Origin of the sequence: Bacteroides sp. AF39-16AC, from assembly GCF_003602735.1 — a bacterium.
GTDB classification, from domain to species: Bacteria; Bacteroidota; Bacteroidia; order Bacteroidales; family Bacteroidaceae; genus Bacteroides; species Bacteroides uniformis.
This window is the reverse complement of sequence record NZ_QTLN01000022.1, coordinates 16,508-40,492: the sequence shown is the minus strand read 5'-3', so window position 1 is coordinate 40,492 and position 23,985 is coordinate 16,508. Positions and strand designations below refer to the sequence as shown.

The following is a 23,985-nucleotide window of genomic DNA, read 5'->3' as shown; positions in this document are numbered from 1 at the left end:
ATGAATTATGAATATTTTAAAAAATAAAATCAATGTTGGATTAATAGCTTTATCTGCTATTATGGCAAGTGGTTGTGATGATTCTGCTTTCTTGAAGGAATCTCCGGAATCTTCCTATGCAATAGAAAATGTATTCAAAAGCTCCAACCAGGTGAAACAAGTAGTTACGTCCTGCTACGAGAAAGTGCGTGATATATTTTGTACTTCTGCACCTATGCAGTTCTCTCCGAGACATTTCTATATGGGAAATAACGGAACTGATATGTTTGATGTTCCCAACGGTCGGGATGCACAGAATATGAATGATTATAGTAAGTTGGCAGCCGACTATGACATTTACAAGCAAGTATACAATAATTTTTATAATCTGGTATCCCAAGCTAATCTGGCCATATCTGCTGCCGAAGAGGTCGCGTGGAGCTCCGAGGTTGACAAGACCCAGACATTGGCAGAAGCACATTTTTTCAGAGCATATGCTTATATGAACTTGGGTGAGCTGTATGGTGGAGTGCCTTTGGTAACTGAACGTATTACTGGACCACGTTATGATTTTCAACGCAGTAGTCGTGTGGAAACTTATCAGCTTGCGATAGATGACCTGGAAAACTATGCTTTGAATCTTCCAGAAACCCATGCAGAAGCGGGACGTTTGGTGAAAGGAGCTGTTCAGCATTATTTGTGCCAGCTTTATATTGATAAGGGCGTAGCATTGCAAGAAGAAGGTCAGGATGGTGCTGAATCTTTTCGTAAGGCTAAGGAATATGCTGATGCTGTGATAGATGGAGGTATCTATCGTCTGATGATGAACCGTTTCGGTACTCGTCAGCATGAGAATCCTACTTACTATTATGCAATCAGCATACAGGACCAGACAGCAGAGCATACTTATGAGTCTGCTGGGGTACATATTGAGGGGAATGTTTACTGGGATTTGTTCCAAGAAGGCAATCAGGATTATCAGAATGGTAATACAGAAGCTATTTGGGTAGCCCAGATGAGCTTGGATCTCTGTCAGCAAGGATATACAGCAAACCGTATGGCTCATTCTTGTAACTATAGTCCGGTAGCCCGTGACGTGCAAGGAGAATTGATGGGGAGTTTAGAAGATGTAGGTGGTGAGGGGGTTACGGCTGTAATGCCTACCTATTATACACGTGACATCATTTATGAAGATAAATGGGCGGAAGATATGAGAAATTCCGAGGCTGTATTCAGAAGGACATTTGTGGGGAACCAAAAAAATGGTAACTATTATGGCAAGGTGGTTCCATGGGATGTGTTGCATAAGGTTTCAAATGGGGTAAAAGATAGGCAAGCTGAAACATTTTTGTTCCCTATTTCCTGTAAGATTGCTACGGATAAATATTCCGGTTATATTGCAGGTATTGATGGTAATTTTTCTTTCCTTTATAGAGATGATTATTTGGCACGTTTACCGGAAACTATCTTACTACGTGCGGAGGTGAAATGGCGTTTAGGAGATAATGCCGGTGCTGCTGCTGATATTAATAAATTGAGGGAAAGAGCACAATGTGGCTATATGGTTATGGCCTCAGATGTGAATTTGGATTTGATTTTGGATGAACGTGCCCGTGAATTGGTTTATGAAGAGCATCGTTGGAATACTTTGCTCCGTATGGGAGGTACCGTAGCTATTGACCGCATTAAAAAGTATGCTTATTGGGATGTGGCTCGTACTTCACTTGCTAATAAAAATTTCAACCTTTGGCCGATTCCTCAAAGTGTGATTGACACTAATAAAGACATAAAGTTGGAACAGAATCCGGGTTGGTAAAAGAGCTATATTATGATATGGTAAAAAGATACCCGGAGGAGTAAAAGAGAATTAAAGAATATATGTATTTGTTTGAAGACTCTTTTTCCTACGGGTATCTGTTTTTTAGTAATTCAATCGTTATGAAGAAAATTCTTTTTTTATTATTGTTTTGTCTATTGGGTTTTCAGTATTCTCTGGCTGGTCCGATTCTCCTGGAAGACCTTCGCTGTGAGAATCTGAAGAATCCTCTCGGTATAGATAACATAACCCCGCATTTCAGTTGGAAGGTGTTGTGTGATATTCCTATGAGTCAGGAATATTATGAAATACAAGTGGGGGCAGATAGCCTTGAGTTGTCTCGGGGAAAAGCTGATTTGTGGAATTCCGGCAAGACGAAATCTTGTGCTTCTGTGATGATCCCTTATCAAGGTAAGGACTTGAAATCACGCCAGTTATGTTATTGGCGTGTACGTGTGGGCAATGAAAAAGGGGAGCTCTCGGAGTGGAGTCCTATCCAACGTTTTGCAATAGGTATATTGGGAAATGACAACTTGCAGGGAAAGTTCATTAGTCTGGACGGAGGTAATGTGGATTCGCCTTTGCTGCGGAAATCATTTACAGTGGACAAGCCTTCTACCACCTTTTTATATGTCAATTCTTTAGGATATCATGAAGTGTATATCAATGGAAAGAAGGTGGATTCCTCTGTTTTGTCACCTGCAGTTTCACAACTGGATAAGCGTTCGTTGGTTGTGACCTATGACATTACGTCTTTTTTGAAGTCTGGTAAAAACGAAATACTCTTATGGTTGGGAAAAGGTTGGTATAAGAAAACCACTTTCAAAGCTGAGCATGACGGTCCGGTGGTAAGGGCCGATTTAAGCACTTTGAAAGATGGGAAATGGAAAAAACTTCTCACGACAGATGTTACGTGGATGGGACGTGAGAGTGGTTATGCTGATATGGGAACCTGGAATGCTTTGCGCTTCGGCGGTGAACGGATAGATGCTCGCATGCTTCCTGCTGGTCTTACGGCAAGGGAGTTGGACAAACTGCAATGGAAGTCGGCTGTTGAAGTATGTGTGAATGACCGGAAAGCGACTCCGCAGATGTGTAGTGCAAATAAGATCCAGGAAACGTTGACAGCAAAGAGTATCACTGCCCTTGGTAACAATACATGGTTAGTGGATATGGGGAAGGTGTTGACTGGCTGGTTTGAACTACAAACTCCTCAACTGCCTGAAGGGCATGAAATAACGGCAGTTTATAGCGATTTTATGAAGGCTGATGGCAGTATTGAAGAGCAAGGGGAGAGTGATCTCTATATTGCTTCCGGTAAAAATGGTGACAAGTTCTGCAATAAGTTCCATCACCATGCTTTCCGTTACATTAAAATTTCCAATTTGCCTTATCATCCGCAACCGTCGCAAATAAAAGCTTACTTGGTACATGGTGATTATCGTCCAGCATCTACATTCGTTTGTTCGGATGTAGACTTGAATGCTATACATGATATGGTGAACTACACATTGCGCTGTCTGACTTTCAGCGGTTACATGGTGGATTGTCCGCATTTGGAACGTGCCGGTTACGGCGGTGATGGTAATTCGTCCACACAGGCATTCCAGACTATGTATGATGCTGCTCCGACTTATATGAACTGGTTACAAGCATGGGGTGATGTGATGCAAGAGGACGGTGGACTGCCTCATGTAGCTCCTGCCGGTGGTGGTGGCGGCGGTCCTTATTGGTGTGGGTTTATAGTTCTGGCCCCTTGGCGTACTTATGTAAACTATGGAGACAGCCGGCTGTTGGAACGCTATTACGACAATATGAAGAAATGGTTCGGTTATGTGGACAGATACACCGTAAACGGATTGTTGAAACGCTGGCCCGACACAACTTACCGTGATTGGTATCTGGGAGACTGGTTGGCTCCCATAGGTGTAGATAGCGGGAACCAGATGTCGATAGACTTGGTGAACAACTGTTTTGTCAGTGACTGTCTGGATGCTATGTGCAAGATAGCGACGGCATTGGGACGCAAGGATGAAGCGGAGGGTTTTGCCGTGCGTAAGGAGAAGTTGAACGTTCTGATTCACCAGACATTCTATAACGATGAAGAAAATATTTATGCTACAGGGTCACAACTGGATATGTCTTATCCGATGCTTGTAGGGGCAGTGCCTGACGCTTTATATGATAAAGTAAAGCAGGAGATGCTTGCCCGTTCAGCTGGACAGTACAAAGGACATATAGCGGTTGGTCTGGTTGGGGTCCCTATCCTGACGGATTGGGTTATCCGGAATAAGGAAGCCGATTTCATGTATGACATGTTGAAGCAACCAGACTATCCGGGATATCTGCACATGCTTAATAATAATGCTACTACTACATGGGAGTATTGGAATGGGGAGCGTAGCCGTGTGCACAATTGTTATAACGGTATTGCTAATTGGTTCTATCAGGCTGTCGGCGGTATTCGAGCTGATGAAAAACAACCGGGTTACCGGCATGTGTTTATTGAGCCGCAAATTCCACAAGGGGTGACTTGGGCAAATACTACTAAGGAATCTCCTTATGGAACTATCATAGTGAATTGGAAATTGCAAGATGACTGTTTAATGATGCATGTTGTGTTGCCGGTAGGAGTGGAGGCAAGTGTTGCTATTCCCAGCAATGCTAATAAAGGTGTTGTGAATGGTCAAGAAGTTAAATTGGATAAGCAGTATTTGGAATTAGGCACAGGCACATATGATATAGAAATCAGGTAGTTATAATCATTTTCTGGAGATAAAGATAGAAGTCTTATTTTCAAAAATAAGGAGTAACTGCTAGGTGTTCATTTCTTTTGTAATAGAAAGGATGCTTTGATTATGCATCTTTTGGGAAAATATTTACTGATAAAAAAGAATAAGATGAAGAAATTTATAATTGTAGCAATTTACTTATTAATGGGTATTAATGGAATGCAATCTCAGAGCATTCCGGTTTTTAAGGAGGGAGAGCGAGTTGCTTTTGTAGGTAACAGTATAACTTGTGGAGGACATTATCATTCCTATATATGGTTGTATTATATGACCCATTTCCCGAATCGACGCATTGATGTCTTTAATGAAGGTGTCGGGGGCGATGTGGCAAAGCAGATGTCTCAACGATTGGACAAGGTTTTTGAACATAACCCCACTGTGGTTACTCTTTCGTTCGGCATGAATGATACCGGTTATATGGATTACACTCTTACAGAGAATGCAAATATAGGGCGTAAGAACGTAGAAGCCTCCTGCCGTGATTACAAAGTCATAGAAGATACCTATAAAAAATATCCTAAAGTTCAGAAGGTGCTGATTGGCAGTTCGCCTTATGACGAAACTTCTTGTTTCAATAAGGTCCCTTTTCCGGGAAAGAATAAGTTGATTCAGGATATTTCTGATTTTCTGAAAGAAAGGGCACATGCCAATCGGTGGGGATATGTGGATTTTAATCGTCCGATGACAGAGATCAACATGCGTGAGCAACAAGCTGATTCTACATTCACGTTGTGTGGCGGTGACCGTGTCCATCCTACAACAGACGGCCATTTGGTGATGGCATATTTATTCTTGAAAGCTCAAGGATTAGCTAATGAGCCTGTTGCAGATATAGCTATAGATGCTTCAACCAGGACTGTGAACCGTTCAGATAACTGCAAGATTGATGATTTGGTTGTTTCTTCTGAAAATATCAGTTTTACTTATCTAGCTAATTCACTCCCTTATCCGATAGACAGAAGCCATTACAACAACGAACTGCATACGCAGGCTGATGCATTGAATGTCATACCGTTCATGGATGAAATGAATTATGAGGGTTTGGCGGTGAAAGGCTTGTCCGATGGTTATTATGTTTTGAAAATTGATGGAAAGACAATAACACGTCTAACAGCCGGTGACTTGAAACGTGGAATCAACCTGGCTGCTTATGACAATACCCCTCAAAACGAACAAGCACAAGAGATACGCCGGTTGAATGAGCAGCGCTGGTTTATGGAACGTGAGATGCGTGAATATTACTGGATGGAATATAACTTGATGCGTGACAAAGGGCTGCTGTGGGCAAGTGATGAAAAGGCTGTTGACACTATGTTGGAGAATCGTAGGACTAATCCTTTTGTTAATATGCTGAAAGATTATTGGTTGCGTTTTATGCATAAGAGTGTTCGTGAAGATAACGAAAATGAGCAGTTGGAATTGGTGGAGCGTATTTATAAAATGAATAAACCACAGGCTTTGAAAGTGGAACTGGTTAAGCTTTAATTGAGGGAAACGGTATGAGGGAAAGGTTTATAATCTTTTTAATAGGTTTGCTGGGCTTTAATAGTTTGGTAAAAGCCCAGCAAGCCTATTTTATAGATGGCTATCATGGAGGGGTCTATGGACACTATCCTATGGGGCAGACTTCATTCATTGTCCAGAAATTGAAACAGTATCCGGATTGGAGAGTCAATCTGGAGATAGAACCGGAATCTTGGGAAATAGTCAGACAACGCGATCCAGAGGGTTATTCTGCTTTTAAACAAATGTTCAAAGACCAGTCTGTCCGTTCCGGACGCATAGAATATGTGAATCCTACTTATGCTCAAAGTTATTTTTTCGGAACTTCGGGAGAAAGTGTTATCCGTCAATTTCAATATGGGATGCGTCTTCTTAGAAAACACTTCCCCGAAGCTGTTTTCACCACTTATTCGGCAGAAGAACCTTGCTTTACAAGTTGCTTACCTATGGTCTTGAAGTCTTTAGGCTTTTCGTATGCTTCGACAAAGAATCCCAATACCATGTGGGGAGGCTATGTAAGTGCTTATGGGGGGGAATTGGTGAATTGGGTAGGACCGGACGGGACGAAACTTGTTACAGTACCCCGTTATGGCTGCGAAGATTTACAGCCGGGTTCGACCTGGCAGTCCATAGCTTGGTTTAACAGTAGGGATTATATTGGGAAATGCCTGGATGCGGGGATTAAGCATCCGGTAGGCATGTGCATTCAGGATGCGGCATGGAGCCATGGCTGGAATAAGGGACCTTGGTTGGGTCAGGATACTGCTGCTTATTATTGTCCTACAGCTTATAAGACTTGGCGTGACTATATACAGAATTGTTCGAACGGAAGTACTGGAGATGATTGGCATTTTTCACAGGAGGATGTGTTATGTTCTTTAATGTGGGGAACACAAGTTATGCAACGTCTGGCGAGGGAGATTCGTACAGCAGAAAATACCATTGTCCAAGCGGAGAAGATGGCTTCTTATGCAAAGCTGTATCGGGGAGAGAAATGGCCCATGGATTCCATAGATGAGGCATGGCGTACATTGATGCTTTCTCAGCATCATGATTGTTGGATTGTTCCGTATAACCGTTTGAATGGTGGGAAAACCTGGGCAGAAACGGTAACCGATTGGACTAGAAATACAAACCAAAAGAGCCAACGAGTGATAGACCAATCTTTAAAGCTAATGGCGGGTCAAAGGAGAGAAAACAAGATTTGGGTCTTCAATACATTGGCTGTGGAGAGAGAAGAACTGGTTTCTGTCGAAGTCCCTTCTTCATGGAAGGGCAAGGATTGGATAGCGGTTGATAATCGGGGGGTAGAATCTCCTACCCAATGGATTGATGAAGGGGAAGTAACTAAATTACTGTTCCGTGCAAAAGTTCCATCTACGGGGTTCGCAACTTATACTTTCCAGGAGTCAACAAGCCGTACTAAAGCAACTTTTTGTTTCGAGCGGATGCATGATGGTAGGTGTCGTTTGGAGAGTGACTTATATTCTCTGGTTTTAAATCCGTCTAAAGGTGGTGCTGTGGAAAGTCTTAAGGTAAGATTCCTTCAAGACAGAGAACTGGTTGATTTGGGTAATGGACGGAGTTTTAATGAGTTGCGGGGATTCTTTATTGAGAAAAATTCTTTTTTGTCTAGTACCGAACAACCTGCTACGATTCGGTTAATAGAGCAGGGCCCTTTACTGATGAAGGTGTGCGTACAAGGTAAGATAGGGGTGCATCCTTTTGTACAGACAATTCAATTGGCGCAGGGTGAACCTCGAATCGACATGCATATAAAGATTGATTGGATGGGTGATGTGCAGATTGGTGAACCGGGTATTGAATTTAAGACTGAAGACCCGCGCAAATCCTTTTATGATGACCGGTATAAACTGCTACTTTATTTTCCTACGGAGATAGAATCGCCCTTGATTTACAAGGATGCTCCTTTCGATGTGTGTAAAAGTCGTTTGGAAAATACATTCTTCAATCGTTGGGACAGCATTAAACATAATGTCATTGTACATTGGGTCGATAAGGTTGCCGGAGATAATTCGTGTGGGCTGGCTTTGTTCTCTGACCATACAACCAGCTATGTGCATGGGGAGGATTTTCCTTTGGCATTGAATGTGCAGTATGCAGGCAAAGGGCTTTGGGGAATGGATTATAGAATAGATAGACCTACTGAATTCTCATATTCTATATTACCTCATCAGGGAAATTGGGAGCAATGCCGTTTATGGACACGTAGTGAAGAACGGAATGAACCGTTGATAGCTACATTGGCGGGTGATATTTCTTTGACTTCTGCTTCTTTCCTATCCGTAGAAAATGATGCCTATGAATTGTCATCCATGTATTATGAAGGAAAGAGTTTGTATGTCCGTTTGTTCAATTCTCTGAGTAATGATACTTCGAGAAAGATTGCTATAACCGGAACGAATTTGAGTGTTAAACTAGTAGAATTGGATGGCCGGACTATAGAAACATTGCTTGTACATGAGGAAAATGGGAAGAGTTATTTGGATTTAGCCATTCCTCAATTCGGAATACGTACATTAAAAATTGATTCGAATGAAAAATAAAATATTATTATCTCTTTTTTTATTATTAAATCCGTTCTTCATATTAGGAAACAATTGGACTGATGATAAAAATTATGCGGAGGAAGTCAATACGTTGATTGGTACGAAAGGGCTTGGCCTTGCGTCGGGCTATCTTTATCCAGGGGCCACTTATCCTTTTGGGATGGTACAGTTTACTCCATCTTATTTTTCAAAAAGTGCCGGTTTTGTAATCAACCAATTGAGTGGAGCCGGTTGTGACCATATGGGTAATTTCCCCACTTTTCCCGTAAAGGGAAAGTTGCAGGCCTCTCCAGAGAATATTTTGAATTACAGAATCAATATTTCTAAAGAACAAGGTCATGCCGGATATTATGAAGCAACAGTACAAGAGGATATTCGGGCACATTTGACGGTTACTGAGCGAACAGGTATGGCCAAGTATGAATTTCCAGCCAATCAGACCATGGGGACGGTTATCATAGGTGGTGGTATATCAGCCACCCCTATAAATCAAGCAGCAATTGTTATCACTGCTCCCAATAGGTGTGAAGGGTATGCTGTTGGGGGAAATTTTTGTGGATTACCTACTCCCTACAAAGTCTACTTTGTTGCGGAGTTTGATAAAGGCGCAGTTGAGTTTGGAACCTGGAAACAGAAGGAACTGAAACCTAATACAACTTTTGCCGAAGGAGAATGTTCTGGTGTTTATTTTACTTTTGATTTAGATAAGAAGAAGGATATACAATACAAGATTGGAGTTTCTTATGTGTCCGTTGATAATGCGCGGAAAAATTTGAGAATGGAGAATGCAGGCTGGAACTTTGATGAGATAAGGGGAGAAGCCGAAAAAAGTTGGAACCACTATTTAAGCAAGATAGAGGTTGAAGGCGACAATGCGGACCGTATCACCCAGTTCTATACACATTTGTATAGAACAATGATTCATCCGAACGTTTGTAGTGATGTAAACGGTGAATATATGGGGGCTGATAACCGGGTATATAAATCACGTTCCAAACAATATACTTCTTTTAGTAATTGGGATACTTATCGTACGCAGATTCAGCTTTTGGCTATGCTGGAGCCAGATGTGACTTCTGATATTGTAATTTCTCACCAGGATTTTGCAGAACAATCCGGTGGCGCTTTTCCACGTTGGGTGTTGGCAAATATAGAAACGGGAGTCATGCAGGGGGATCCTACTCCTATTCTGATTTCGAACGCTTATGCGTTTGGAGCCAGGAATTATGATCCTAGACCGATTTTTAAAACAATGAGAACAAATGCAGAAATACCGGGAGCCAAATCGCAGAATATAGAAGAAAGGCCGGGATTAAAGCAATATCTGGAGAAAGGTTACTATAATGCTTCCGAACAATTGGAGTATACTTCTTCAGATTTTGCTATCGGACAATTTGCTTTGCGTGCTATAGGAGATGAATTCTCGGCCTGGCGTTATTTTCACTTTGCACGTTCCTGGAAGAACCTTTTCAATCCGGAAACTGGTTGGTTACAATCCCGTAACTCCGATGGCTCTTGGAAACCGTTAAGTGAGGACTTTCGTGAATCTACTTATAAAAATTATTTTTGGATGGTGCCTTATGATATTGCAGGCTTGGTTGAAATGATTGGTGGTAAAAAAAATGCAGAGCAACGTTTAGATGAGTTCTTCCAACGTTTGGATGCTAATTATAATGATGCTTGGTTTGCTTCGGGTAATGAACCAAGTTTTCATATTCCTTGGATATATAACTGGGTAGGTTGTCCGTATAAGACACAGACTGTCGTAAATCGGATACTGAATGAACAGTATTCTGGCAAGATAGATGGGCTTCCTGGCAACGATGATCTCGGAACAATGGGAGCATGGTATATTTTTGCTTGTATAGGATTATATCCGGAGATTCCGGGAATTGGTGGTTTCACCATAAATACGCCAATCTTTTCTTCTGTAAAGATTCATCTGAAAAATGGTTCTATTTTTATTAAGGGTGGCTCTGAGAAAAACATCTATATCAAGTCTTTAAAGGTGAATGGGGTACTATATAATAGTACTTGGATAAATTGGGATGAACTCTCCAATGGTGCTACTTTAGAATATCAGACTTCCGGTAAGGCTGATTTGAAATGGGGTACCAAAGTGCTGCCTCCTTCTTTTCCTTGATTTGAGAAACGAGTGAATGTTGTTCCTTTTTTGAATAATAAATTGAATATCATGAATAAATTCTTTATAAAAATATCTTTGGTGTTCGCTATGTTATCGTTTGTTGCATGTGCAGAAAGGGGGATTGACATAGTGAATCTGCGTTGTGATTATATGGAAAGTCCATTGGGAGTCGATAATCCGAATCCGGTATTACAATGGCAATTGATCTCAGAAGGAACGGGTAAGTCTCAGTCTGCATACCGTATTATTGTATCGGATGATTTGTCTTTAATAAAAAGAGGACAAGGAGATTATTGGGACTCTGGAAAAGTGTTGTCTTCAGAATCTATCGTCCGGTATCAAGGCAAGAAGTTATCTGCCAGAATGCAACTTTATTGGAAAGTGATGGTTTGGGATGAGTGTGATGTCCCTTCTGAATGGAGCAATATTGCTGACTGGAGCATGGGCTTGCTGTGTCCTTCGGATTGGAAAGCGCAGTGGATAGGGAATAGGGAAGATATATTTCCAGACTCCACCCTGACTTTTCCAGCTCCTTATTTCCGTAAGGAATTTGTAGTTGCAAAACCTATAAAAAAAGCAATGGCTTATGTCTGTGGATTGGGCTTCTATGAAATGTATTTCAATGGAGAAAGAGTAGGGGAACAAGTATTGGCACCTGCTGTAACCAACTATGATAGACGGTCTCTTAAGAAATTGTTGTATCATTATGATGACCAGTCTACGCAACGTGTATTTTATAATGTATTTGATGTAACTGGAAACCTTAAAATGCAGAATAATGCTATAGGTATAATATTGGGGAATGGTTGGTACAATCAGCGTGATCGCACAGTGGAAGGGCATATGTGGTATGATGTTCCTAAAATGATATTACAATTGGAGATTGAATATGAAGATGGAACCAAAGAAATGATAGTTTCAGATAATTCATGGAAGACTACAACAGGACCATTATTGCATGATGCTATATTTACGGGGGAAATTTATGATGCTCGTAAAGATTTGGGACATTGGAATCGAGAGTCCTATGATGATAATATATGGGAATCAGCATTACAAGTCCGACCGCCTACCGGTACATTGATGTTCCAGACAATCCCTTTTAATAAGGTTATGCAGATTGTGGATACTCATTTTGAGCAACTTAATGATTCACTCTATATCTTTACGTTGCCCGAAACAGTATCCGGTTGGTGTACCTTGAATGTAGAAGGTAATTCCGGGGATATGATACGGTTACGTTTTATCAGTGAGGAAGGATTGGATTATGGGCAGACAGATACTTATATTTTGAAAGGTGGCGATAAGGAAGAATGGGAGCCTAAATTTACATGGCACACTTTCAGAAAGGTGGAGGTCGTATCTCGGAACACAAAAATTTCAGAGTCTAGTCTGATTGTGAAATCTATATTTACAGATGTGAAGAATACGGGGAGTTTTGAATGTTCCAATGAACTCTTTAATCGTATTTGTCAGGCTTATAATCGTACTATGCATGCTAACTTTAAAGGGATTGTAAGTAGTGACCCGCATCGTGAACGGTTGGCTTATACGGGGGATGGACAAGTTATAACTGAAAGTCTGCTTTATTCGTACGATATGACGCGTTTTCTCCGGAAGTTTATAGATGATATGGATGATGCGCGGAATAAAGTTACCGGATATGTACCGCATACTGCACCTTTTAGCGGTGGAGGAGGTGGGCCTGCATGGGGATCGGCTTATATTATTGTTCCTTGGGCTTATTTCTGTCATTACGGTGATACCGAAATATTACAGAAACACTATGATGGCATGAAGCAGTGGATAGGGTACCTTGGTACACGGACTAATGACCGTGGGCTTATAGTTAAGGAAGAACCGAATGGCTGGTGTTTGGGAGAATGGTGTACTTTGTATAACCATATAGAAATTCCGACGGCGTTGGTCAATACAGCATACTTTTACCATGTAACTTGTATAATGGCAGACATAGCAAAGGTATTGGGGCAGAAAGCGGATGCAGAATTTTTTAGGGCTTCGGCTCGGAGTATAAAAGAAAATTTTAATTCAGCCTTTTATAATCCTCTTACCAATCATTATTGGGAAGGAAGGCAAGGAGCCGATGTTTTTGCATTGGGGTTTGGACTTGTTCCTGACGATGAATATGAAAAGGTGTTTTCTGCAATGCTGGGCCATTTAGAACAACTTGATTATCATTTTGATACAGGCATTTTTGGCACTCCGCTTTTATTGAAGGTTTTGACGGATAATGGAAGGGCCGATCTGGCATATAGACTAATGAATCAAAGAGACTTTCCAGGATATAGCTATTTGCTGGATGAAAAAAACAGTACATTGTGGGAAACTTGGGATGGTAGCGGAGATCCGGGAGGATGTGGGCATTGTCACCCGATGTTTGGAAGCGTCGTGGCATGGTTTTATCATTCGCTTGCGGGTATACGACCGGATAAATCCAAACCGGGTATGAAACATTTTTATATTGCTCCTGCACCGGTATCTGATTTGAGTTATTGTAGGGCGTCATATAACACTTTATATGGGAAGATAATTTCGGATTGGCATATAGACGAAAGAGGTAATTTTAAATTGAATGTGGAAATTCCAGTAAATACCTCAGCTACTATTGTACTCCCTCAATGGGGGAAAGAATGTGCAAAAGAACCTATCCAGGTTTTGTCCGGTTCATACAGTTTTAAGGTTTTGAAGTAGTATTCTATTTTTGATTAATAAAATAAATATAGGTTATGGCAAACACTATTTTTTATAAAGTAAGAAAGGGGAGTTTCTTTTTATCAGCATGCATTCTTTTGAATTGTACTTCTTGTTCCATATATTCGGGTAAAGATGAAATGGCACATGTTTCTGATTATGTGAATCCTTTTATCGGTGCCAGTACTAATACAGAGGCTGCCGGGGCTTATCATGGTCTGGGTAAAACTTTTCCAGGGGCCGTAACTCCCTTTGGGGCGGTTCAAGTAAGTCCTAATACAATAACTGGAGGAGACAATGGTTCCGGTTATAGTTATGAGCATGAAACTATAGAAGGATTTGCTTTTACGCAGATGAGCGGTATCGGATGGGGAGGAGACTTGGGTAATCTTTTGGTCATGCCTACAGTGGGTACTATGCGTACAAATTCGGGTAAAGAGAAAGGCATGAGTGGATATCGTTCTCGTTATGATAAAAGTTCCGAAGAGGCTAGTGCTGGATATTACAAAGTTCTATTGAGTGATTATCAGGTGAAAGTGGAGGCTACGGCCACTCCTCATTGTGGCATGTTGAGGCTGGTTTATCCGGAAAGTGAACAGTCACGGATACAGATAGACCTTGCCCGTCGTGTAGGTGGTACTTCAACTTTTCAAGCAGTGAAAGTCATTGATGAGCATACGATTTCAGGTAGAATGGAGTGTACTCCCGATGGAGGAGGTTGGGGAAATGGAGAGGGAAAGGCGAATTATACCGTGTATTTTTATGCCGAATTCTCAAAACCTTTGAAGACTTTCGGTGTGTGGAGTGTCAAAATACCGGAGGGGCAGAATCGGAAACTGGAATTTATTGAAAGTCCGGAATTTCAGAAACTAACATCAGATGCTTCTGTCATATACAATGTGGAGGAATATGAAGGAGAGCATATCGGCTTCTTTACAGAATTTGAAACGGAAGCAGGTGAGGAAGTGCTGTTTAAGTCAGGGATTTCGTATGTCAGTGAGGTTGGTGCAGAAAAGAATCTTAAGGCAGAAATTGCAGACTGGAATTTTGATGGTGTGAAAGCACAAGCACGGAATTTATGGGAGGCGGCTTTGTCGAAAATAAAAGTCCGGGGAGGTACTGATGAACAGAAAAAGATTTTTTATACTTCTTTGTATCATACAATGATTGATCCGAGAGATTTTACTGATGTGGATGGTAAGTATATGGGAGCTGACGGTAGGGTTCATGAATCCAAGCTGTTTACTAAAAGAACAATTTTTAGTGGTTGGGATGTGTTCCGTAGTCAAATGCCTTTGCAGACCATCATCAATCCTTGTTTGGTGAATGACTTATTGTTGTCTTTAACTACAATGGCAGAGGAAAGCGGTAAGGGCTATTATGAAAGATGGGAATTTTTGAATGCTTATAGCGGCTGTATGTTAGGTAATCCTGCCATTTCTGTATTGGCAGACGCTTATGCAAAAGGTATTTGCCGGTTGGATATGGACAAAGCTTATGAGTGTGCTGACAAGACCTCTAAAATGTTCGGGAATGCGGAACTGGGATATACTCCCAATCCGTTGGGTATTTCCAAAACTTTAGAATATGCCTATACGGAATGGTGTATGTCTCAGCTGGCAGTAGCTATGGGAAAACGAGAGGATGCTGAATACTATGCAAAATTATCCCGTTCCTATAAGAATCTGTATGATAAAGAAAAACATAGTTTTCGCCCGAAGGAAGCGGATGGCTCGTTTGAACCTTGGCCCGCAGATGGAAAATTGCATGAGTGGTACGGATGTATAGAGTGTAACGAGCTTCAACAAGGCTGGTTTGTTCCTCATGATATACAAGGCATGGTGGAATTGATGGGAGGAACCGAACAAGTCATTGCGGATTTGGATACTATGTTTGCAAAAACCCCGGATAGTTTCTTATGGAATGCCTATTATAACCATGCCAATGAACCTGTACACCATGTCCCTTATTTGTATAACCGTTTGGGACAACCGTGGAAAACCCAAAAATGGTCACGGTTCATTTGTGATAACGCTTATCATGATAAGGTAGAAGGCCTGGTCGGTAACGAAGATGTTGGACAGATGTCTGCTTGGTATGTGCTGTCTGCTTGCGGATTATATCCTATTTGTCCGGGTGATACCCGTTATGAGATTACCAGTCCTATTTTTGAAGTAATTGAGATTCAAGTAGGAGCAGGAAAGACTTTTATGATAAAAGCTAATAAAAACTCGGATAAGAATATTTATATTCAATCAGTTCGATTAAATGGACGGGATTATACCAAATGTTATTTGGATTACAAGGACATAATGGCCGGAGGTATTTTAGAGTTGGAAATGGGAAATACTCCGAATTTCTCATGGGGTATAAATTAGGTATATTGTCTAATGCTTTTCCACAAAAACACACAAAAGGTAGGGCGCAAATTCCCTACCTTTATTATTCAGTAAAACAGTGACTAATACTAATTAATCATGCAATACCAAATAAAGGTAAATATGGAAGAATTGTATCGTAAGATTGTACTCGGTTTGTTCTTGTCCCTTGTATTTGTGGGATGTAAACAGACATCGGATATGCTGGAGGTAAACTTCAAGACTCCGCCAGAGCAAATTCAGACGTCTGTTTATTGGTATTGGATAGCCGGAAATATTTCAGAAGAAGGAGTCGTGAAAGATTTATATGCCATGAAACAAGCAGGAATTAATCGTGCTTTCATAGGTTGTATAGGAGATGAATCCATGAAGTCGCCTTATCCTAAGGTTGCGTTTGGAAGCGAGGAATGGTGGAAGGTGTTGCATATAGCTTTGAAAACAGCTACGGAGTTAGGAATTGAAATTGGTATTTTCAATTCTCCGGGATGGAGCCAATCCGGTGGCCCTTGGGTGAAGCCAGAGCAGGCAATGAGGTATCTTACTTCTGTCAGTTGCCAGGTATCAGGTGGACAGAAAGTCAATTTAACATTGAAAAAGCCTGCCGATGATTTCCAAGATGTTAAAGTCATAGCATTTCCAGCTACTAAAGAAAAGACTGTTCTGTCTTCCGGTAAAGTCGTTTTCCCCAAGACATCTGGTGACGCTACTGTTGTAGATTTCTTGGCAACTGAAGATTTTACACTACGAAGTATCCGGATATATCCATCCACTAAGGCTATTCAGACTAATGCATATTTATCGGTGAAGGACGGAAACGAGTACCGTGAGTTGGCGAAGTTTCAGATTTCCCGTTTTAATGCAGCTTTGAACGTTGGTTTCGAACCTTATGCTCCGGTCGTGGTTTCTGTTCCTGCTACAGTGGGCAGAAACTTCAGATTGGAGTTGGATCAGAAAGTGGAAAGTTATGAATTGGAAAATATAGAGTTGCTGTCACAGCCATTGGTGGAACGTTATCCGGAGAAGTTACTGGCTAAAATGTATCAGACGCCTCTTCCTTATTGGCATGAATATCAATGGCGGGAACAACCGGTGTTGGATGATGCTTCGTTGGCTGTTGACCCAAACCGAGTATTGGATATATCTTCATTTTTGAAAGGTGATAATTTGGAATGGGATGCTCCTGCAGGAGATTGGGTTATTATGCGTATGGGAATGCGTCCGACTGGGGTTAAAAACAGTCCGGCAGATCCGGAAGCTACCGGTTTGGAGACTGATAAAATGAGTCGCAAACATGTTGCAGCACATTTTGAGGCATTAATGGGGGAAATTTGCCGTCGTATTCCAGAGGCTGACCGTAGGAGTTGGAAGGTTGTGGTACAAGATAGTTATGAGACCGGAGGGCAAAACTTTACCGATGACTTCCTGGAGTCATTCTGTCAGCGTTATGGTTATGACGCATTACCATTCTTACCCGCTTATGAAGGATATGTAGTGGAAAGCCAGGATCGTACGGACCGCTTTTTATGGGATATGCGTCGCTTGGTAGCCGACCGTATAGCGTACGATTATGTAGGTGGGTTGCGTGATATCAGTCATAAATACGGGTTACAGACATGGCTTGAAAATTATGGGCATTGGGGATTTCCAGGTGAATTCTTGCAATATGGTGGGCAGTCTGATGAAATTGGTGGTGAATTCTGGAGTTTTGGTGAGTTGGGCAATATTGAGAACCGGGCTGCTTCCTCTTGTGGGCATATTTATGGGAAGAATAAGATATCTGCTGAGTCTTTTACAAGTGGTGGCCGTCCGTTTGAATGCTATCCCGCTACGATGAAAAAGAGAGGGGATCGTTTCTTTACGGAAGGTATTAATAATACGCTGCTACATGTATATATTTCTCAACCGTCTGATGAACGGGTTCCGGGAGTCAATGATTTTTTCAGTAGTGAATTTAACCGTTTGAATACATGGTACTCCCAATTAGATTTGTTTACTTCTTATCTGAAACGGGTAAACTATATGTTACAGCAAGGGGTAAATGTGGCAGATGTAGCCTATTTTATCGGTGAAGATACTCCTAAAATGACTGGAATTGCCGAACCGGCATTACCTAAAGGGTTTCAATTTGACTATATTAACGCTGAGGTGATTGAGCGTGACTTGTTTGTGAAAGATGGTTTGTTGACTTTGCCTCATGGTACACAATACCGTATATTGGTGTTACCACAACTTAAAACTATGCGGCCGGAGTTATTAGAAAAGATCAAAGAATTATTGTATGATGGGGCTGTCGTTTTAGGACCTGCTCCTGAACGCTCACCCAGTGGACAAAATTATGGAGAGGCGGATAAACAAGTGAAGGCTTTGGCTGCTGAGCTTTGGGATGGGTTGGACGGTAACCGGAAAAAGATGGCTTGTATAGGGAAGGGGCTTTTAATGGTGAATATGGATATGGACGAGGCCTTGGCTACCATTCGCTGTGTACCGGATTGCAAGCTTCCAGAAGATGTGCAATTGCTGTACGGACATAGAACAATGGAGCAAACGGAGATTTATTTTATCTCCAACCAGGAAAATAAGGAGGTAACAGTCTACCCGGAATTCCGTATGCAGCGGAAGCAACCGGAATTATGGAATGCCATTAATGGAAAGATCCGTTCTTTACCGGCTTATTGGAGGACAGAAACTGGAACTGTCGTTCCATTAAAACTCTATCCTTATGAGAGTGCGTTTATTGTGTTCCGTAGAACAGGTGGGGAACCGGCTGGCGAATTGCTGGTGCAAAACTTTCCAAATCCACAAATTCTTTTTCAGATTGACCAACCTTGGACGTTGACTTTCTGTGATACCTTGCGAGGTCCCAAAAAGATACAAACGCATAATGTATTGGAGGATTTGAGTAAAAGCGTAGAGGAAAACATACGTTATTATTCTGGAACCATTATATATGAAACGGACTTCTTTTTCACCGCCAAGCCTAAAGGTTGCATTTATCTGAACCTAAATCGTGTCGGTGTAATGGCGAAGGTAAAGGTAAACGGTCAGTATGCTGGAGGAGTTTGGACACCACCTTATCGGGTTGAAGTGACGGATTTGGTGAAACCCGGTAAGAATCATTTGGAGATCGAACTGGTTACTACTTGGCAAAATCGTTTGATTGGTGATAGTCATTTGCCTGAATCTGAACGGACTACCTGGATACCTATTAATAACTGGACTAATGGTGATTCTTTGCAACCGTCGGGATTGATGGGGCCGGTGTCATTGGAAATAGAAACTTTTCCGGTGCATCGTTAATTCTTCTTTTTATAATAAATTGCCAAATCTGACACCCTTTCAATCAAAAACTGTACAAAAAGTAGGGGGATAATCTCCTATTTTTGTATCGTTGAATAGCAACTAAAACTAATTACCATGAAACAATGCTTTTTTGCGGTCGACTTGGGGGCTACCAGTGGTCGCACAATTCTGGGAACTTTTACTTCGAATGGTTTGGAAATGGAAGAAGTAAACCGTTTCCCAAATCATCTGATTGAAGCTGGCAGACATTTTTACTGGGATATTTATGAACTTTACCGTCATATTATTGAAGGGCTAAGGATTGCCGCCCGTAAAGGTGTAGAAATAACTTCCATCGGTATCGACACTTGGGGAGTAGATTTTGTCTGTGTAGGTAAGGATGGGGGATTTCTTCGCCAGCCGTATTCCTATCGTGACCCTCATACGGTGGGTGCTCCGGAAGCGTTCTTCACACGTATACCTCGTAGCCATGTGTATGGATGGACGGGGATTCAGGTGATGAATTTCAACTCCTTGTTCCAACTTGATACATTACGCCGTAATCATGACAGTGCATTGGCAGCTGCAGATAAATTGCTGTTTATGCCTGATGCTTTGAGCTATATGTTGACCGGTCAGATGGTAACGGAGTATACTATTGCCAGTACGGCACAGTTGGTAAATGCCAATACCTGCAGGCTGGAGGATGCCTTGCTGCAGGAGATTGGACTGACACAAGCTCATTTCGGGCGTTTTGTCTATCCTGGTGAAAAAATAGGGGGCTTGACGGAGGAAGTACAACGAATAACCGGACTTGGCGCTGTCCCCGTGATAGCTGTTGCCGGGCATGATACGGCTTCTGCTGTTGCTGCCGTACCTGCCATGGACCGTAATTTTGCTTATCTAAGTAGTGGTACTTGGTCTCTGATGGGAGTGGAGACGGATGCTCCAGTCATTACTGCTGAAACAGAATCCTTGAATTTTACGAATGAAGGCGGTGTGGAAGGAACCATTCGTTTGTTAAAAAATATTTGTGGTATGTGGCTGCTTGAACGTTGCCGTACCGAATGGGGGGAAATCTCTTATTCCGAACTCATCGTTGAGGCTGGTACTTGTGAACCATTCCGTAGTCTAATTAATCCGGATGATGCTTTGTTTGCCAATCCGGCGAATATGGAGCAAGCCATCAAGACCTATTGTTCCGATTATCGTCAGCCTATTCCCATGACACATGGACAGATAGTACGCTGTATCTTTGAGAGTCTTGCTTTGAGATACCGTCAGGTGCTGGATAGCCTGCGAAATCTTTCACCACGTCCGGTGGAGGCTTTACATGTTATCGGTGGCGGTAGCCGTAACGAACTGCTTAACCAGTGGACAGCCAATGCTGTCGGTATTCCCGTGATTGCCGGACCTTCCGAAGCTACTGCTATCGGTAACGTTATGGTTCAGGCATTGGCTGCCGGAGCAGCTAGAGACATTGCTTCCATGAGACAGCTCATCAACCGTTCCATACCATTAAAGACTTTCTATCCGCAGGATATGGAGGATTGGAATACCGCTTACCTGCACTTCAAGCAATTGACGATGACTAATTATAATGGATAATGATTACCAATAACTTATAACTCATAATCAAATCACGTATCATGAAAGAAGAATTGATAAACAAAGCGTATGAAATTGCTAAAGAGCGTTACGCAGCTCTCGGATTGGATGTAGAAAAAGTAATGGAGCAACTTCAGAAAGTGTCTATCTCCATGCATTGTTGGCAGGCCGATGATGTTCAGGGATTCGAATCTGCCGGCTCATTGACCGGTGGTATCCAGACAACAGGAAACTATCCCGGTAAAGCCCGTAATATGGAAGAACTGCGTTCCGATATTTTGAAAGCTGCTTCTTATATCCCCGGTAAGCACCGTTTGAATTTGCATGAGATTTACGGTGACTTTGGCGGTACCTTCGTAGATCGCGATCAGGTAGAGGTGAAACATTTCGAAAGCTGGATGCAATGGGCAGCCGAGAATGGTATAAAATTGGATTTTAATTCCACTTCTTTCTCTCATCCGAAGAGCGGTAATCTTTCTCTGGCTCATCCGGACCAAGGTATCCGTGACTTTTGGGTCGAACATACTAAACGTTGTCGTGCCATTGCCGAAGAAATGGGGCGCCGCCAGGGAGATCCCTGCATCATGAATCTTTGGGTGCATGATGGTAGCAAGGATATCACTGTAAACCGTATGAAGTATCGTGTGCTTTTCAAAGATTCTCTCGACCGTATTTTTGCTACGGAATACAAGCATATGAAGGACTGCCTTGAATCGAAGGTGTTTGGCATAGGTTTAGAGAGTTATACAGTAGGCTCCAATGAATTCTGTATGGGCTATAGTGTACAGCATCAGAAACTTATTACCATTGATACCGGGCACTTCCATCCTACGGAAAGTGCTGCAGACAAGGTGTCTTCCATGTTGCTCTTTGTCCCTGAGCTGATGCTCCACGTAAGCCGTCCGGTACGTTGGGATTCTGACCATGTAACTATCATGGATGACCCCACTCTTGAACTTTTCCAAGAAATTGTCCGTTGCGATGCACTGGACCGTGTACACATTGGTCTTGATTATTTTGATGCTTCCATCAACCGTATCGGTGCTTATGTAATCGGTACCCGTGCGGCGCAGAAATGCATGTTGCGTGCGTTACTAGAACCATTGGCAAAGCTTCGCGAATATGAGGCCACCGGTCAAGGTTTCCAGCGCCTTGCTCTGCTCGAAGAGGCTAAGGCTTTGCCTTGGAACGCTGTTTGGGACATGTTCTGTCTGAAAAACAATGTTCCGGTAGGTGAGGAGTTCATCGCTGAAATAGAGAAGTATGAAGCTAATGTAACCTCTAAAAGAGGATAGGAAACCCTTGTAACTGACAGAAATGGAAATAATATTAGGGTTATTGATTATTGCCATCGGAGCATTCTGCCAATCCAGTTGCTATGTACCCATTAACCGCATCAAGGAGTGGAGCTGGGAGTCGTATTGGATTGTACAAGGTGTTTTCGCTTGGCTGGTTTTTCCGTTCTTGGGCGCGTTGCTGGCAGTACCTGCCGGCAATTCGCTGTTCGAGATTTATGCAAACAATCCTGCGGATACGCTTTGGACTATGTTCTTCGGAGCTTTATGGGGAGTGGGGGGACTGACGTTTGGTTTGTCTATGCGCTATTTGGGCGTAGCTCTTGGGCAGTCTATCGCTTTGGGTACTTGTGCCGGATTGGGAACGATATTGACTCCGGTATTTACTGGTAAGGCAGGAGATTTGACAACATCGGTTATTGTTGGTGTAGTGGTCACGTTGGTAGGTATTGGCATTATCGGTCTGGCCGGTAGCATGAAGTCTGCCAGCCTGAGCGAAGAAGAGAAGAAGAAGGCCGTAAAGGATTTCAATTTTACTAAAGGTATTATTGTAGCCCTTCTTGCCGGATTTATGAGTGCGTGTTTCAGTATAGGATTGGGTTTTGGAGAGAAACTCTGTTTTGCTGAAAGTGCGGATATATTCAAGACACTGCCTGCTACATTGATGGTGACACTGGGTGGTTTCATTACGAATGCCGTCTATTGTTTCTATCAGAATTCCAGGAACAAAAGTTGGGGCGATTATGGCAAGAAATCCCTTTATGTAAACAATGTCTTGTTTTGTGCTTTGGCCGGTGTGTTGTGGTACAGCCAGTTCTTTGGTCTTAGCTTGGGTAAGGGATTCCTTGCTGCCTCTCCGGTATTGCTCACATTCTCGTGGTGCATCCTGATGTCGTTGAACGTAACGTTCTCCAATGTTTGGGGGATCCTTTTGAAGGAATGGAAAGGGTGTACACCCAAGACAATTACAGTGCTTGTCATAGGCTTGGCAGTCTTGATAATTTCTTCTTTCCTGCCACAGTTGCTGGGGTAAGTTTAAATACCTATCTTTGAATATAAAACTAAAATATATCTGCATATATGAAATCAATTCTAGAAAATCGTCCGGCGCTGGCTGCGGAAGTTAATAAGGTGGCTGAGGTGGCTGGTTATCTCTGGCAGAAAGGTTGGGCAGAACGTAATGGGGGCAATATTACGGTCAACATCACTGAGTTTGTAGACGATGAAATCAAGGCTATGCCCGCCATTAGTGAGGTGAAATCAATCGGTGCTACTTTACCTTATTTGAAAGACTGCTATTTTTATTGCAAAGGCACCAACAAGCGTATGCGCGATTTGGCCCGTTGGCCGATGGAGAACGGTTCGGTCATCCGCATTCTGGATGACTGTGCCAACTATGTCATTATAGCCGACCAGTCTGTACAGCCTACATCGGAACTTCCTTCCCATCTTAGTGTACACAACAATCTGATAGCGAAAGGTTCTCCCTATAAAGCTTCGGTGCATACGCATCCTATTGAGCTGGTAGCCATGACTCACAACAAGAAGTTTCTGGAAAAAGATGTAGCTTCGAACCTGCTTTGGAGTATGATACCGGAAACAAAGGCTTTCTGTCCCCGCGGTTTGGGCATCATCCCTTATCAACTTCCCAGTTCGGTAGAATTGGCTGAGGCTACCATCCGCGAACTGGATGACTATGATGTAGTGATGTGGGAGAAACATGGTGTGTTTGCTGTGGATGTGGATGTGATGGCTGCTTTCGACCAGGTGGATGTACTCAATAAATCCGCCCTTATTTATATCGCTGCCAAAAATATGGGTTTTGAACCGGATGGTATGAGCCAGCTTCAAATGAAGGAAATGTCCGTAGCGTTTAATTTGCCCAAATAATTGTTTTAACAGATAGT

12 protein-coding genes are annotated in these 23,985 nt (G+C 42.3%); all 12 read left to right on the top strand.

The annotated features are described in order from the left end of the window. The first annotated feature begins 7 nt into the window (after positions 1-7). The 12 genes from DW039_RS16060 (at position 8) to rhaD (ending at position 23,968) form a co-directional block, all read left to right on the top strand. Positions 8-1,795: a RagB/SusD family nutrient uptake outer membrane protein gene (locus tag DW039_RS16060; RefSeq protein ID WP_172793030.1), complete on the top strand. Its 1,788-nt coding sequence runs from the start codon at positions 8-10 to the stop codon at positions 1,793-1,795. A 122-nt stretch (positions 1,796-1,917) separates the two neighbouring features. Continuing rightward, positions 1,918-4,551: a family 78 glycoside hydrolase catalytic domain gene (locus DW039_RS16055; RefSeq protein ID WP_057281520.1), complete on the top strand. Its 2,634-nt coding sequence runs from the start codon at positions 1,918-1,920 to the stop codon at positions 4,549-4,551. A gap of 144 nt (positions 4,552-4,695) precedes the next feature. Further along, positions 4,696-6,072, top strand: a complete 1,377-nt coding sequence (locus DW039_RS16050) for an SGNH/GDSL hydrolase family protein (RefSeq protein ID WP_057281519.1) — start codon at positions 4,696-4,698, stop codon at positions 6,070-6,072. Positions 6,073-6,086: 14 nt separating this feature from the next. Beyond that, positions 6,087-8,657: a glycoside hydrolase family 38 C-terminal domain-containing protein gene (locus DW039_RS16045; protein WP_057281358.1), complete on the top strand. Its 2,571-nt coding sequence runs from the start codon at positions 6,087-6,089 to the stop codon at positions 8,655-8,657. Further along, positions 8,647-10,803 carry a GH92 family glycosyl hydrolase gene (locus DW039_RS16040; protein ID WP_057281357.1) on the top strand — a complete coding sequence of 719 codons (2,157 nt, stop codon included), beginning with the start codon at positions 8,647-8,649 and terminating at the stop codon, positions 10,801-10,803. Before DW039_RS16045 ends, DW039_RS16040 begins: the two co-directional genes overlap by 11 nt. Positions 10,804-10,854: 51 nt before the next feature. Further along, entirely contained in the window at positions 10,855-13,518 is a 2,664-nt protein-coding gene (locus DW039_RS16035) for a family 78 glycoside hydrolase catalytic domain (protein ID WP_057281356.1), read from the top strand. Between the two features lie 35 nt (positions 13,519-13,553). After that, positions 13,554-15,896, top strand: a complete 2,343-nt coding sequence (locus tag DW039_RS16030; protein ID WP_081030678.1) for a GH92 family glycosyl hydrolase — start codon at positions 13,554-13,556, stop codon at positions 15,894-15,896. Positions 15,897-15,995: 99 nt separating this feature from the next. Then, positions 15,996-19,193, top strand: a complete 3,198-nt coding sequence (locus DW039_RS16025; RefSeq protein WP_243635042.1) for a glycosyl hydrolase — start codon at positions 15,996-15,998, stop codon at positions 19,191-19,193. Positions 19,194-19,310: 117 nt separating this feature from the next. Next, the gene (locus DW039_RS16020) at positions 19,311-20,783 is read left to right on the top strand and encodes a rhamnulokinase family protein (RefSeq protein ID WP_057281355.1); all 1,473 of its coding nucleotides are present in this window, start codon (positions 19,311-19,313) and stop codon (positions 20,781-20,783) included. Positions 20,784-20,824: 41 nt separating this feature from the next. Continuing rightward, positions 20,825-22,078, top strand: a complete 1,254-nt coding sequence (locus DW039_RS16015) for an L-rhamnose isomerase (RefSeq protein WP_009037783.1) — start codon at positions 20,825-20,827, stop codon at positions 22,076-22,078. Between the two features lie 22 nt (positions 22,079-22,100). Then, positions 22,101-23,111, top strand: a complete 1,011-nt coding sequence (locus DW039_RS16010; protein ID WP_005825105.1) for an L-rhamnose/proton symporter RhaT — start codon at positions 22,101-22,103, stop codon at positions 23,109-23,111. 47 nt (positions 23,112-23,158) lie between these two features. Further along, complete coding sequence (gene rhaD, locus DW039_RS16005; protein ID WP_057281354.1) at positions 23,159-23,968, top strand: rhamnulose-1-phosphate aldolase; 810 nt, start codon at positions 23,159-23,161, stop codon at positions 23,966-23,968. Positions 23,969-23,985: the final 17 nt, after the last annotated feature.

Bases quoted from the DNA above. Each gene is read 5' to 3' on its own strand.
- DW039_RS16060 (WP_172793030.1), top strand. From the start codon at position 8: ATGAATATTTTAAAAAATAAAATCAATGTTGGATTAATAGCTTTATCT.
- DW039_RS16055 (WP_057281520.1), top strand. From the start codon at position 1,918: ATGAAGAAAATTCTTTTTTTATTATTGTTTTGTCTATTGGGTTTTCAG.
- DW039_RS16050 (WP_057281519.1), top strand. From the start codon at position 4,696: ATGAAGAAATTTATAATTGTAGCAATTTACTTATTAATGGGTATTAAT.
- DW039_RS16045 (WP_057281358.1), top strand. From the start codon at position 6,087: ATGAGGGAAAGGTTTATAATCTTTTTAATAGGTTTGCTGGGCTTTAAT.
- DW039_RS16040 (WP_057281357.1), top strand. From the start codon at position 8,647: ATGAAAAATAAAATATTATTATCTCTTTTTTTATTATTAAATCCGTTC.
- DW039_RS16035 (WP_057281356.1), top strand. From the start codon at position 10,855: ATGAATAAATTCTTTATAAAAATATCTTTGGTGTTCGCTATGTTATCG.
- DW039_RS16030 (WP_081030678.1), top strand. From the start codon at position 13,554: ATGGCAAACACTATTTTTTATAAAGTAAGAAAGGGGAGTTTCTTTTTA.
- DW039_RS16025 (WP_243635042.1), top strand. From the start codon at position 15,996: ATGCAATACCAAATAAAGGTAAATATGGAAGAATTGTATCGTAAGATT.
- DW039_RS16020 (WP_057281355.1), top strand. From the start codon at position 19,311: ATGAAACAATGCTTTTTTGCGGTCGACTTGGGGGCTACCAGTGGTCGC.
- DW039_RS16015 (WP_009037783.1), top strand. From the start codon at position 20,825: ATGAAAGAAGAATTGATAAACAAAGCGTATGAAATTGCTAAAGAGCGT.
- DW039_RS16010 (WP_005825105.1), top strand. From the start codon at position 22,101: ATGGAAATAATATTAGGGTTATTGATTATTGCCATCGGAGCATTCTGC.
- rhaD (WP_057281354.1), top strand. From the start codon at position 23,159: ATGAAATCAATTCTAGAAAATCGTCCGGCGCTGGCTGCGGAAGTTAAT.